General features: G+C 47.9%; 11 protein-coding genes. 6 read left to right on the top strand and 5 right to left on the bottom strand.

Features of this window, described 5'->3' with window-relative positions; genetic code table 11:
• Positions 1-3: 3 nt before the first annotated feature.
• The gene (aroC, locus tag ADIS_RS03470; RefSeq protein WP_010852934.1) at positions 4-1,080 is read left to right on the top strand and encodes a chorismate synthase; all 1,077 of its coding nucleotides are present in this window, start codon (positions 4-6) and stop codon (positions 1,078-1,080) included.
• 26 nt (positions 1,081-1,106) lie between these two features.
• Positions 1,107-2,441 (top strand): dicarboxylate/amino acid:cation symporter, encoded by a 1,335-nt coding sequence (locus ADIS_RS03465; protein WP_010852933.1) that lies wholly within the window; start codon positions 1,107-1,109, stop codon positions 2,439-2,441.
• A gap of 436 nt (positions 2,442-2,877) precedes the next feature.
• On the opposite strand, the gene ADIS_RS03460 is transcribed toward ADIS_RS03465, so the two are convergent.
• Positions 2,878-4,821, bottom strand: coding sequence for a DUF4838 domain-containing protein (locus ADIS_RS03460; protein ID WP_010852930.1), 1,944 nt, complete (start codon positions 4,819-4,821; stop codon positions 2,878-2,880).
• A gap of 195 nt (positions 4,822-5,016) precedes the next feature.
• On the opposite strand from ADIS_RS03460, the gene ADIS_RS03455 reads away from it, so the two are divergent.
• The 3 genes from ADIS_RS03455 to ADIS_RS03445 all read left to right on the top strand — a co-directional run bounded on the left by ADIS_RS03455 (position 5,017) and on the right by ADIS_RS03445 (position 8,089).
• Complete coding sequence (locus tag ADIS_RS03455; RefSeq protein ID WP_010852928.1) at positions 5,017-6,279, top strand: serpin family protein; 1,263 nt, start codon at positions 5,017-5,019, stop codon at positions 6,277-6,279.
• Positions 6,280-6,395: 116 nt separating this feature from the next.
• Positions 6,396-6,977 carry a NifU family protein gene (locus tag ADIS_RS03450; RefSeq protein ID WP_010852927.1) on the top strand — a complete coding sequence of 194 codons (582 nt, stop codon included), beginning with the start codon at positions 6,396-6,398 and terminating at the stop codon, positions 6,975-6,977.
• A complete protein-coding gene (locus ADIS_RS03445) occupies positions 6,977-8,089 on the top strand; it encodes a DUF3810 domain-containing protein (protein ID WP_010852926.1) in 1,113 nt (370 codons plus the stop codon). Before ADIS_RS03450 ends, ADIS_RS03445 begins: the two co-directional genes overlap by 1 nt.
• Here the strand turns inward: ADIS_RS03445 and ADIS_RS03440 are convergent.
• From ADIS_RS03440 to ADIS_RS03430, 3 genes are all read right to left on the bottom strand, one after another.
• Positions 8,076-8,606: a coiled-coil domain-containing protein gene (locus tag ADIS_RS03440; protein ID WP_010852925.1), complete on the bottom strand. Its 531-nt coding sequence runs from the start codon at positions 8,604-8,606 to the stop codon at positions 8,076-8,078. The genes ADIS_RS03445 and ADIS_RS03440 overlap by 14 nt on opposite strands.
• Positions 8,607-8,716: 110 nt before the next feature.
• Positions 8,717-9,091 carry a hypothetical protein gene (locus ADIS_RS03435; RefSeq protein WP_035804504.1) on the bottom strand — a complete coding sequence of 125 codons (375 nt, stop codon included), beginning with the start codon at positions 9,089-9,091 and terminating at the stop codon, positions 8,717-8,719.
• Between the two features lie 110 nt (positions 9,092-9,201).
• Positions 9,202-11,376 carry a S9 family peptidase gene (locus tag ADIS_RS03430; RefSeq protein WP_010852922.1) on the bottom strand — a complete coding sequence of 725 codons (2,175 nt, stop codon included), beginning with the start codon at positions 11,374-11,376 and terminating at the stop codon, positions 9,202-9,204.
• Positions 11,377-11,562: 186 nt separating this feature from the next.
• Between ADIS_RS03430 and ADIS_RS03425 the strand changes: the two genes are divergently transcribed.
• A complete protein-coding gene (locus tag ADIS_RS03425) occupies positions 11,563-12,552 on the top strand; it encodes a D-alanine--D-alanine ligase (RefSeq protein ID WP_010852921.1) in 990 nt (329 codons plus the stop codon).
• 42 nt (positions 12,553-12,594) lie between these two features.
• Here ADIS_RS03425 and metK read toward each other — a convergent pair whose 3' ends face one another.
• Complete coding sequence (gene metK, locus ADIS_RS03420) at positions 12,595-13,851, bottom strand: methionine adenosyltransferase (RefSeq protein WP_010852919.1); 1,257 nt, start codon at positions 13,849-13,851, stop codon at positions 12,595-12,597.
• Between the last annotated feature and the right edge of the window lie 42 nt (positions 13,852-13,893).

Here is a 13,893-nt window from a genome sequence, read left to right as displayed (position 1 = left end):
TTCATGCGAAATACATTTGGCAGAGTCTTTGCCATCACCACGTTTGGCGAATCCCATGGTAAGGGCCTCGGAGTAATAATAGATGGCTGTCCTGCGGGGGTAGAAATTGACGAGGACTTTATCCGCTCGGAGATGCAGCGGCGCAAGCCCGGCCAATCCAAAATAACTACCCAGCGGAAGGAGGAAGACGAATTTCAGATACTTTCAGGAGTGTTTGAAGGGAAAAGCACGGGTACACCCATTTCGATCGTTATCCTGAATACCGACCAGAAGAGCAAGGACTATTCGCATATAGCCGATAAGTTTAGACCTTCCCACGCAGACTATACCTATCATCACAAGTTTGGCGTGCGTGACTACCGAGGTGGGGGAAGAAGCAGCGCGAGGGAAACTGCCGCCCGCGTGGCAGCGGGTGCTGTGGCAAAGTTGATGCTGCGTAGTTTTGGCGTAACCGTTCAGGCTTATGTTAGCCAAGCAGGACCTATCAAGCTCGAGAAGCACTATTCTGAGTTGGATTTAACTTTGACGGAAAGGAACATCGTTCGATGCCCAGATCCGGAGCTGGCCGAAAAAATGATTGCCTACATCGATGAGATCAGAAAAGATCGCGACACAGTGGGTGGCGTGGTTTCATGCGTGGCAGCCGGCGTACCCCCAGGTTTGGGAGAACCGGTATTTGACCGCCTGCATGCAGCACTGGGTCACGCCATGTTGAGCATTAACGCCGTCAAGGGCTTTGAATACGGTAGCGGATTTGAAGGTGTGCAGATGAGGGGTTCCGAACACAATGATGCGTTTTACAAGGAAGGGGATCGCATTCGTACCCGCACCAACCATTCAGGCGGAATTCAAGGTGGCATCTCCAATGGCGAGGATATTTATTTCCGGGTTGCCTTTAAACCCGTTGCTACCATCATGCAGGACCAAGAAAGTGTAAACGAGGCTGGGGAAAGCACAGTCGTTTCTGGAAAGGGAAGGCATGACCCCTGTGTGGTTCCAAGGGCCGTACCCATTGTGGAGGCGATGTGTGCCTTGGTTTTGGCCGATTTTCTACTGCTCAACCGACTCAGCAAACTATAGACTATACCACCACTAACCACTGATTTATGAAAAAAAGGCTACCGCTGCACACCCAGATCATCCTAGGGTTGGTTTTAGGACTTGTCCTGGGCCTCATCATCGTCAAATTCGGCATTTCACCGGACTTTGTCATCAACTACATCAAGCCTATTGGGACGGTTTTTATCAATTCCCTAAAGATGATAGCCGTGCCTTTGGTACTGGCATCATTGATTGTGGGAGTGTCCAACCTCGGAGATGTTACTAAGCTGGGGAGAATTGGTGGTAAAACCATCACGGCCTATATGATTACCACAGTGCTATCCGTGACGCTGGGCCTGCTGTTGGTAAACCTTTTTAAGCCAGGTAAAAGTTTGCCGGTGGACACTCGGGATAACCTGATGGCACTGTATGACGAGAGTGTGGGTACAAAAACCAGCGCTGCGGAATCCCTGAAGCAACAAAGTCCGCTACAGCCCTTTGTCGATATGGTTCCGGAAAATGTTTTCTTGGCAACAACCAATAACGGGAGTATGTTGCAAGTGGTGTTTTTCGCCATTATTGTTGGGATAGCACTTCTGAAAATACCAAAGAGCAAGGCCAAGCCGGTAATTGCCTTTTTTGACGGGATGAACGACGTGATCATTCAGATCGTAGGGTTTATCATGATGATTGCACCCTATGGGGTTTTTGCCCTGATGGCGTCGCTAATTGTGGAAATTACCGGAGACAATCCGGACTCAGCGGTTGCATTGCTTTTGGCACTGTTAAAATACAGCTTGGTAGTAATTGGAGGGCTCCTCGTGATGATTATGTTGACCTATCCGTTGATACTGATGGCTTTTACCAAGGTGAAGTACATGGATTTTTTCAAGGCGTTGCGACCAGCGCAACTATTGGCCTTTTCCACGAGCTCCAGTTCGGCTACCCTACCCGTTACCATGCGACAGGTAGAGAAGGAGCTGGGTGTCTCTGAGGAGGTAAGCAGCTTTGTGCTGCCTTTGGGAGCCACGATCAACATGGATGGGACCAGTCTGTACCAAGGAGTAGCTTCTGTTTTTATCGCTCAGGCTCTAGGAATGGACCTGACGCTCACGCAGCAGCTGATGATAGTGCTTACTGCCACGCTGGCTTCTATCGGCACGGCGGGTGTACCAGGGGCAGGGCTTATCATGCTCATCATTGTACTGGAGTCCATCAGCGTTCCCGCAGCGGGTATCGCGCTGATTTTGGCTCCGGATCGGATCATAGACATGTTTCGTACGGTAGTAAATGTCACCGGTGACGCGATGGTCTGCACGGTAGTAGCCTCTACCGAAGGGGAACTTCCTGATGGCATGATCCGGGCTTCCAACCCCTTGACCCCCGATCCAGAAATTTGAGCAAGGGGAATAGTTGCTGATTGCTTTCAATAGATTCAATTCTTTTTCTACGGAAATTTTGCTTTGGGGGAAAAAGGGCATTTTTGCCCGATTGCTCACCCAAGTGCTGGCGTCTTTGGCGATAGTGCTTTTTGGTGGGTTTTTTTAACTGGATAGCATCTAACAGTCCAAATTTTATGAAATAACTCGTTTACTATTTTCTGATCCTGCTCGTTTTTGCAGCCTGCGTCACCGAAGAAGAACCTTTGGGAGGAACTGATCCTACCCAAGTCACACCCGATCCAGCGGATCCTGAATTACCGCGGGATCCGGAAAAGCCCGTAGTTAATCTCAATTCGACCGACACAGACGTCATGGTCCATTAGAAATGTTTTCCTGATTCCCTCGGAGCGAGCCTTCGAGGGAATCAGGCTTTTTTGAGAAATGGATGAGTTTTTTATTCTTTTTTTTCAGCAGGGTATTTTGCCATGTACTCCTGCGGCGTGGTATGCCATTCCGAATACCGGCTTACCCCTGTTTTGATTGCATGATAGGTCAATTCGTAGAGGAATTCACTGATGTTGACAGGAAGTCCTCTATGGCCTTGTTGTTCTGTCCCTAACGACTCCCACGCCTCCCGGCCTACTGCCCGGGCAATTTCCAAACGGGCATAGATCAGGGGGAGTTTTGCCGATGTCACACGTTCCAGCAAAACAGGATCATGGCGGACGGCATAGCTGGCTTTGGAGAAGATTGCTTCGTAGGCGTTGATCAGTTCCGGCGTCAAAAAGCTGTCCTGCTCCTGAATGGGAGATCCGAAGATAGAGAGTTTGCGGTTCTGGTATCCTTGGTTGTGGTCATGCAGTAGGTTGATGTACTGCTTGATATGGCCTGCGGCCTGTCCATAATAGGCCAACAAAAAACCATCCATTTCTGCCTGGATATTCACATCCGGATTTTTAAGCAATTTGGACAGCATGTAGGCGCGGAGTTCGGCGAATTCTCCGCCATGTTGAATGTTTCCCTGCGCAAATACCGCGCTCACCCGGTTGTCTCGGAGAAACTGGATGTTTGGCTGCAGAGTGAAAAGGTTCGGAAACGGGGCCAGCAGGTGGGAAAACTGGATGTTATAGTCCCATACCAAGATGTTGTCGGTGATTTTTCCCCAACCGATCAGATCGCTCGCAAAATCCGGATCTCCGCCCTCCAATGGCTCGTTGCGCGTGCTCTCAATGCTGCAAAGCATGATATTGACGTTTTCCCGGGGCACAATGTCCTTTGGCGGTACGCGGGTGTATTGGTAGGCTAGGGTGGAAATGGTCTTGTCAGGAAAGCGTTCGGCCACCTGATTGACAAACCACAACATGGATCCCATGCCCAGCGCAGGGTACTTGCTGCCGTGGGTGGTGTACATTTTTTCCTCCGGGGAATAAGCGGCGTATTTTTTGTCCAAGGCGGCACAGTGCTCGCATTGGCAATAGCGCACATTGTCGTTTTGGCTTACCGACCAGTAGCGCGCTTCAGGCTTCTTTTCAATAGCCTTTGCCAAGTTGGCACAGACGATATCCAATACCTTCGGATTGCTGAGGCACAATTGTGACTCCGGCTGCACGCTGAAACCATCCCAGGAGGGAATCAGTCCGGCATGCCGCTGCCCATCGTAAAAGCTAAAGTATTCCGGGTTTGATTCGCCGTATTCCGCTGGATCCAGCAGGTTGTGAAAGGTGTGGACCCAATAACCCCACTCGGTGGGGGAAGAGCCCTTGCCACCGAAGGAGTGCAGCCCGTGCCAATCCATAAATTCCGTATCGTACACATCTTGGTAGTAAACGTCCCGGAATGAAAATACCGGGATAGTCGTTTGGTTGATGCTGCCGAGCTGAATGGTTTTCATAGTTGGCACCTGAGTCACCCGGGAAGTGTATTTTTTGCATCCCAACTCCTCCTCCAAAAACGTATAGACGGCATTGATTACTCCCTTTTTCGGCCCTCCCGCTAGAACGAGCTTCTGCGCCTCGGTTCGTACGGTAAGGCCTTCTTCCCCCAGTGTCGCGAAGTCGATTGATTTCGATTCGGGTCGGTTGGTGCGGCCTATAAGTATCTCCCTATCTGTGGAGGGATGGTTGTCGTGCATCAGGGGGAGTAGTGTGCCTGAAATCCGAAACAGGTAATCCTGAAGAACTTTTGCGGCTTGGATCTCCTGCACATCAGGCTGGTGGGGCAGCACGATTCGGTAATTTGATCGGCCCTCATGGACTAAGGTGAGGCCTTGGGCGATAGATGCAAAAGACACAAGGTAGAGGCATAGGGAAAGCAATAAGGATAGTCCCCGTTTCTTGGTAGATAGGGTGCCATTTTGAACAAACTCAATGGTGGATCTTTGCGGAGGGTGGTGATTCATGGCTATCTGGGTTTTGGGCAGCACTTATTTGATGATAAAAAGTACGACCCTTTCCGGGTTTATGCAAGGGGTTGATTGGGTTGATTTTAGGGATTGGTGTCTTTTGGTTTTATCCCTATAAAATATTCAGTGTGATCATGTAGCGTTTTCCACATGATTTACGTCTTATTATTACCGATCAACAATTATAATCATATGAAAACCTACAGCCTACTCCTTCTGATTTCACTGATTGCCGTGTTGTCCTGTGTTCCCCAAGACGATGTTGAGGATGTGCTCGTTGGCCCTGTTACTGCCAATATCCGGGAGTTGGCGGTTCATGAGCAGCAATTGTCAGACGCCAGCACACTTTTTGCGTTGAAGCTGTTTGGGCAGGTTGCCAAGAGTAATCAAGGCACTAACCTGTTTATCAGTCCTTACAGTGTACATCAGGCTCTTTCCATGACCATGAATGGCAATAGAGGAGAGGTTTTGGAAGAGTTCAAAAGGTTGTTGGAGGTGGAGGATATCAGTTTGGATGCGGCTAATAAAGCGGCAAGAGATTTGACCGCGTTTCTTTTGCAATTGGACCCTCAGGTAAAACTGGCCATAGCCAATGCAATCTGGTATAGGGAGGGATACCAAGTCAAGCCGCCATTCAAACAAGCCGCACGGGAATACTATGGAGCGGAAATAGCACCTCTGGATATGCTCAACCCCAACTCGGTCAACATTATCAACAACTGGATAGCGCAGCAGACCAATAACTTGATCAAGGACATGCTGGACAATATTCCGGCAAACGCGGTGATGTATCTGGTCAACGCCATCTATTTTAAAGGGGACTGGACCTATAACTTTCCCAAAGCGAACACAAAAAAGGAAAGGTTTTTTCCCCAGCCGGGCCGGGAAGTGATGGTGGACATGATGGATTTAGGGGAGCCGGCTGCTTTCCACGTTTTTTCAACACCGGAGTACGGCTACATTGAACTCCCCTACAGTTCGGGTCAATTCACGATGGGGATAGTGTATGGGCAAGATGGAAATACAGAGGCTTTGGCCGAAAGGCTCACTTTGGAGAACCTTACCATATGGAGAAATCAGGGCCAGGAGCGTAACATGATACTAAAAATGCCCAAATTCAAATTTAGTTACAAGATCCCCGATATGGCAGCAGATCTGGTCGATTTGGGTTTGGAAAAGCCATTTGATTTTCATCCGGATAATTTTACTGAGCTTTTTTCAAACCCAACAGATCAACTCAAAATAAGCAGGGTGATCCACGAAGCACTTATTGAAGTAGATGAGAAGGGTACGGAAGCTGCCGCAGCCACGATCGTCGAAATCATTGAGCGTGTCAGCATGCCGCCCAGTGGGCCCTGGACGCTCGTATTGGACAAGCCCTTTGTCTTTTTCATCCAAGAGAAGCACAGCGGAGCCATACTTTTTATGGGGAAATTGGAAAATCCCCTTGAATAATTAGGTGCCGCCGCAAAGTAATCGTGGGCTGATCTTTGAGCTGGCCGGAAATTTGTTCCGAGTAGGAACTAATTGCCGGCTTTGCTGTTAAAAATGGGTAAAGAATCAATCAAACCATGTTGCAAGCACAGAAAAGGCCCGTACACCTGTACATGGAGGCCAATCCCAATCCAAATTCGCTGAAGTTTGTGGCCAATTTCATGCTCTCCGACGAAGGCCTAAGCTATGATTATCCAAACGCGGAGAGCACCGATAGTTCACCATTGGCGAAGGAACTCTTTAATTTCGCCGCGGTTGAACGCGTTTTTATAGCTTCCAATTTTGTGACCGTCACCAAAAGCGAGTCGGTGGAGTGGTCAGATATACAGGATTTTATCAGAAACCATATCAAGGGCTTTTTGGAGTCTGGCAAAGCAGCGGTACAAGTAGTAGTCAACGAAGATCCGTTGTTTGACGAATCAGATAGCGAGACGGTAAAGAAGATAAAGGGTATTTTGGATGAATATATCAGACCAGCAGTAGAGCAGGATGGGGGAGCCATCGTCTTTCATAGTTTTCATGAAGGCACTGTCAAGGTGTTGCTTCAGGGATCCTGCTCCGGCTGTCCGTCCAGTACCATTACGCTCAAGGCCGGTATAGAGAACCTCTTGACACGTATGCTTCCTGAAGTCAAAGCCGTAGAAGCTGCAAGTGCGTGATGCAGCATGTTCCGCCGCCTGAAGGGGTCGGGATAAGGCTGACTGGAAACTGGACCTGGAGTGTACTGGGTGTTTTTGCCCTATTGATACGCTACGTGGCTGGACGCTTTCCTGAAGGTACGGAAGAGCTGTACTCGAGGACTATTTTTCCGGTGATCCGAAACAGCCTGGACGCAACCTTGTCTACCCTTCCTTTCCCTACCGTTTACCTGTTTGCAGCGTCGGCATTGGCTGTGCTTATCCATTTTTTTTGGTTGTTCTTCCGTCGTTACCGGGGATGGAAAGATCGTTCTTGGTATACAGTTCGGTCTATGTGCAATGGACTGGGCCTATTGGTGTTTTTCTTTTTGGTGCTTTGGGGTTTTAACTATCAGCGTTTGCCGATTTTTGCCCAGCTTGACCTGCGGCCGGTTCCGTTAGACGAAGCACGACTAGTAGAGGAAATGGAGCTTACCCGAAACCTACTCGCTCAGTACAGGCCCTATATTCGAAGGGACACTGCTGCCATCGAAGAGACCGTGGACTACCCGGAACTGGAAGAATTGGTAAGGCGTGAGGTAGGAGAGAACCTCTATCTTTTGGGCTTGAATTATTCGGGTAAGCCCAGAACACGCCAGTTTTATCCTGCTGGATTTATGCGGCACATGGGTATTTATGGCATTTATTTCCCCTTTACTGGTGAGAGTTACCTCGATCCAAGTTTACATGCCTTGGAAAAGCCATTCACCATCGCCCATGAAATGGCACATAGCTACGGAGTCACCGATGAAGGGGAGGCCAACTTTATTGCTTGGGTTATCTGCACCAATAGCGAATCTATGCTGCTCAAATATTCCGGACAACTTAAGCTGTTACGATATCAGTTGAATGACCTGTATAGGATCAATCCCGATAGTTACCGCGATTTTACGGCGACACTACCGGTAGGTGTGGTAAACGACCTTGCTTCCATCCGTAGAAACATCCTTTCCATTACCCCACTTTTTTCCGAAGTGAGCAGAAAATCCAACGATCTTTACCTCAAAACCCAAGGAGTAAAAGCGGGAGTGCAGAGCTATGCGCAGTTGCCCATGTTGGTGTATGCCTGGCGAAACCAGCTCAAAGGGATCTAGTGGGTACCTGCTGCCCTTTAGTTTTTCGCTTGGCTTTGACATAAAGAAATCCAGCTAGTAGGGTTGTCAGAAAAAGCAGAAAGGCCGCCCGTTCGTTGGTAAGCAGGTCTGCTTTTGCCTTTTCAAGCTCCTGTTCTTTTTCCGACAGGACCCGTTTCAGGATGTCAATGTCATTTTGCTGTTTTTGGGCAATGTATTTATAGTCCTCTTTCTCGTGGGAAATTGTAGCGGTCTCTACATCTTTGAGCAGTTGCAGTTCCGCCATTATCTGATTGTCTTTTTCGATGATTCGGGACAGCCATTCATGGGTGGTAATCATGTCCTTTTTTGTCCGGTTTCCAAAAATTCCAGATTTTTGGCTTTCGGACTCCTGCCATTCTTTATGGAGGATTTCCCGTTCTTTTACAAGCCGATTGAGCTTTTCCTGGGCAATCAGGGAGTGGGACAAACAAAACCAACCGAACATACAGATCAGAAAGAAGACACCTACTTCTCTTGAGGCAATCAAAGACTTCATCGACAGGATAATTATTCTTTTGACTTAATCCACCTTTTGCGGACACCGGTGTCCGAAATGGCCCGATAAAATAGATTCTCAAAAGCTGTGCCGTATATTGGCAGCATCCTTCATAGTTTCATGCGTTTTGCTTTTTTTCGTTTGTAGGCTCCACGTTTCCGTTTGTTGTTAGAATAAAAGTTATACATAAAGTTCAAGCCTAGCACGGCCAATGTAAGCGGAACAAATAACGAGGGCAACATGGTTTTGACCCCCAGTAAAATACAAAGGGCGGCGATAATTCCGATTTTGAACGAGGTGTGGCTTTCAGGATATACCTTGGAAATGACCATTAGACTCACGATTTCAATAGCGATCAACGCCACTATCATGATGGTCAGTATATACGCGAAGTTGACCGACGATGTCAAGGAATACCATACGGTTAGGGCTATCATCAGCATCAGGCTGATACTGTGTAGTGAGGTATTTATTCGTTCATTCATGGGTTATTGGGTTAAATGCTAATGAAGTTAACCATTTGTCCTCTAAAAACAAAACATCCCGAAAAGGTGATTTTTCGGGATGTGGAGTTTTGATGTGCCAGAGGTGGTGCCTATAGCTTGCGCTTGATAAAATCCGTCATCATGTTGTAAAGGTGCCACGTAGTATTCCCCCCTCTTATTCCGTGATTTCGGTTGGGATAGTAAAACGATTCGAATTGTTTGTCCGCAGCTATCAGCGCGTCGACTAGGTCTACAGCGTTTTGGAAATGTACATTATCGTCCCCTGTGCCGTGGATGATCAGGTAGTTTCCTTTTAGTTTGTCCACGTGGGTCATGGGGCTGTAGTCGTCGTAACCTCTCGCGTTCAGTTGGGGTGTTTGGAGGTACCGTTCGGTATAGATGGTGTCGTAGTAGCGCCACGTGGTAACCGGGGCTACCGCAATAGCCGTCTTAAATACATCGTTTCCCAGCATTAGCGAGAGGGAAGACATGTAGCCTCCATACGACCAGCCCCATATACCTATCCGGGCACTGTCCACAAATGGCAGGCTTCCTAGGTACTTCGCTGCGGCAATTTGATCTTCGGTTTCCAATTTCCCAAGGTTGGCGTAGGTACTGTGTTTAAAGTCCCTACCACGACCCCCGGTGCCCCTGTTGTCTACACAGGCGACTAGATACCCTTCGGCTGCGAGATGTTGGTGCCAAAAATCCCGTATGCCTCCCCATGCATTCCGTACGTTTTGGGATCCCGGCCCTCCATACACATACATCAGTACGGGATATCTCTTGCCAGCTACAAAGTCTGCCGGTTTGATGAGGTATCCGTTGAGCGAGGTTCCGTCGATGGTATTGAAGCTGAAGAACTCTTTTTCTCCCAGCGCATACTCCGTCATTTTTCTGCGAAGGGGTTCGTTTGTCTCCAATACTTTGATGGTTCGTCCGTTTACATCGTGCAGGCTTACCTGTAGTGGCTGTGAAGCACTGGAGAAGTTGCTGATGTAGAATTTGAAATCGGGACTCATATTGGTGCTATAGGTCCCCGCTTCTTCGCTCAGTCTTTTTTTCCCTTTCCCGTTGAAGTTTATCACGTATAGGTGCCGTTCCAATGGCGACGCTTCGGTGGATTCGAAGTAGATTTTTTTACCTTTTTGATCTATACCTATCAGGTTCGTTACTTCCCAAGGGCCCGCTGTAATCTGACGGATGAGCGTTCCCTCCATGTCAAAATGATAGATATGTTTGAACCCGTCCCTTTCGGAGGTGGTGATAAAGCTTTTGTTATCGCTAAGGTATTGAAGGTTATCGTTAAAATCCAGGTCCACGTAGGTGTTGGATTTTTCGTTTAAGACCACCTTACTGTCACCGCTTGAGCTCGCGGCGTGGAGGAGATCCATCTCATTCTGAAGTCGGTTTAGGCGAATAAATGCGAGGGTCTCGTTGTCGCCCGTCCAGTAAATACGGGGAAGATAGATGTCCGATTCCTCGCCCGCGTCTATGAGCGTTGTTTTCCCTGAATCCAGGTGAAAAACGTGGATACTGACTTTTGCATTTGCTTCTCCTGCTTTTGGATATTTAAACAGGAAGTCGGTAGGGTACAAATCCCCCCACATCTGCATGTTGAACACCGGCACCTCAGATTCGTCAAATCGGATAAATGCGAGTTTGTCTCCTTTGGGCGACCAATCAAAGGCCTGTGCCATCGAAAATTCTTCTTCGTATACCCAATCAGCTGCACCGTTGATGATCTCGTTGGTTTTGCCATCTCGGGTAACCTGAGTGATTTTGCCGGAAGATAGGTCTTTGTAAAACAGGTTGTTTTCTTTTACAAACGCTACCTTGGTATTGTCAGGTGAGAGGGTGGCATAGGAGACTTTCTCTCCTTCCAGCAGCGGCTGAGCCTCACCTGTTCGCCTGTCAAAGACGTAAAATAGGGCCTTGGAAGAACGGCGGTAGATTTTCTCCACGTCTGAGATCAGCAGTACGAAGCTTTCGTCGGGACTGAATGAGTAATCCGAAAACGTTATTCCCAACTTATTCCCATCCACCAGGATTTCTTCTGATTCTCCGCTAGCAAGGTTAACTCTCCAAATCTTGGATCCGTCCTCGTTTGATAGGGCACTGTAGTATTTTCCATCGGCCATCCAGTTGATTCCCTCAACGGTTTTTTGGGTGAAGGTGGAGGTTTTGAAAATATCTTCCAGGGAAATTTTTTTCGTTCCCTGTGCATATATGCCGAAGCTTGCCAGCAAAAAGTAAAAAACAATAAGTAGTAGCGGTCTTGCCATAATTGGTTTTTGCCTTCAAAGGTAGCCATTTATGCCTTTATTCGAAAAAGTATGGGACGAATGGGTAGGCCATTGACAGTCCTTTTTGTGGGAAGGTGAGAGGGGAATAATTTTGTGTTTTTATTTTTTGATCAGGGGTATTTTTGATTGAAAATCATGTAATTCGCAGATCATTACTATGTACATATGAAGAAAAAAATCGCATTGGTGACCGGCGGATTCACCGGAGAGTCTGTAGTTTCTCTCAAAAGCGCAGAAGTGGTAGCCCGTCAATTGGATGATCGTTTATACGAGATATTCAAGATTTTTATTTACCCGGGTGATTGGTATCACCTGACGGACGGTGGTGAGCGGGTTTCTGTTGACCTGAATGATTTTTCACTGACGATCAATAGTGAAAAAATTAGATTCGATGGGGTTTTTAACATCATCCATGGCTCACCCGGCGAGGATGGCAAGCTAGCAGGATACCTTGATATGCTGGACATCCCCTATACCACCTGCGATTCACTTACATCTGCGATAACGATGAATAAAGCCTACACAAAGGCGATCGTTGCGAGTATTGATGAGCTTTTTTTGGCAAAATCCTTTCAGTTGATGGATGGTGGATCCGAAACCGTTGAGAGGATTGTGAGGGAGTTGGCGTTTCCGGTTTTTGTTAAGCCAAACAACGGAGGCAGTAGCATAGGCATGAGTAAGGTACTTGAACCGGTGGATTTGGCAGCGGCAGTGGAAAAAGCCTTCAAAGAGGACGCCCAGGTTTTGGTGGAAGAGTTTGTCGATGGCCGGGAGTTTTCGATAGGCATCTACCAAATGGAAGGGGAGGTAATAGTTTTGCCGGCTACCGAGATAATCAGCTCCAAGGATTTTTTTGATTTTGAGGCAAAGTATACGGCAGGAATCACAAAAGAAATAACTCCCGGAAACATGACAGAGGAAGAGGTGTCAAGAGTGAATCGGATCGCTAAGGCTGTTTATCAACGTCTGAACTGTCGTGGAGCCGTGCGCATGGACTATTTTTTGGAAAAAGGATCCGGGCGTTTCTTTTTTATTGAACTTAATACCGTCCCTGGTCAGACGGAAACCAGCCTGATTTCCCAGCAGGTAATGGCTACCGGCAAGTCGTTACAGGAGTTTTATACCGCACTGATAGAAGGCATGTGGGGGGGATAAAAAAAGGCGGGCTCGGTATTTACTGCCGAGCCCGTTTTCTGATCAATGAAGCCCAAAGGCTTCCCGTATTTTAGCGACATAGTCAAGCTTCTCCCACGTAAACAATTCCACATCCAGGGTAAGGGATGCGTTATCGGGAGAATAGAACGTCTTGGTAACTACTTCGTTTTCCCGACCCATGTGTCCATAGGCTGCCGTTTCCTCGTATATCGGAAAACGTAGCTTCAGACGTTGTTCAATGGCATAGGGCCGCATATCGAAGATCTTTTCGATGACACGTGCAATTTCCCCATCTGTAAGATTGATCTTGGCAGTACCATAGGTGTTGATGTATATGGCCATTGGATGCGCTACTCCTATCGCATAGGACACTTGGACGAGTACTTCGTCGGCTACCCCGGCAGCCACCATGTTTTTGGCAATATGTCGGGTAGCGTAGGCTGCGGAACGATCTACTTTGGAGGGATCTTTTCCAGAGAAGGCACCACCTCCATGGGCTCCCTTGCCCCCATAAGTGTCAACTATGATTTTTCGTCCCGTGAGGCCGGTATCGCCGTGTGGGCCACCAATTACAAATTTTCCGGTAGGATTGATGTGGTAGATAATGTCCGGCGTGAATAAGCGCTGTATGGATTCGGGTACCTGGGCTTTGACCCGGGGAATGAGAATGGACAACATATCCTGTTTGATCTTTGCCAACATTTCTTCTTCCGGCCCAAAATCGTCGTGTTGGGTGGAGATAACAATGGTGTGGATTTTTTCCGGCACGTTATCATCGCTGTATACGATCGTTACTTGGGCCTTGGCGTCCGGTCGCAGGTAGGTGATATCCCTGTTTTCTCTTCGAATCTCGGCAAGTTCCTTAAGTAACCTGTGGGACAGATCCAGGGCGAGTGGGATGTAGTTTTCGGTTTCTTTGGTAGCGTAGCCAAACATCATGCCCTGATCTCCGGCTCCTTGATCCTCGGGATGGTCACGCTCCACGCCTTTGATGATATCCGGGGACTGTTCGTGGATGGCGGAAAGCACACCACAGGAATTGCCGTCAAACATATACTCACTCTTGGTATATCCGATTCGGTTGATTACGTCGCGGGCGATTTTCTGTACGTCCAGGTAGGTAGAGGACTTGACTTCACCCGCCAGAATTACCTGACCGGTTGTTACCATGGTTTCGCAGGCTACTTTGGCATTGGGGTCAAAAGCTAAAAAATGGTCGATTATAGCATCCGATATTTGATCTGAAATTTTATCTGGGTGCCCCTCAGACACAGACTCTGAGGTAAATAAGTATGCCATATCGCGCTCAATTGAAATTAGTCCGTAAAGTTACATCTAAAG

Origin of the sequence: Lunatimonas lonarensis (genome assembly GCF_000390185.1) — a bacterium.
In the GTDB taxonomy this organism is placed as follows: domain Bacteria; phylum Bacteroidota; class Bacteroidia; order Cytophagales; family Cyclobacteriaceae; genus Lunatimonas; species Lunatimonas lonarensis.
Note: the sequence above shows the minus strand (reverse complement) of the source record. Positions and strands in the feature narration are given on the sequence as shown.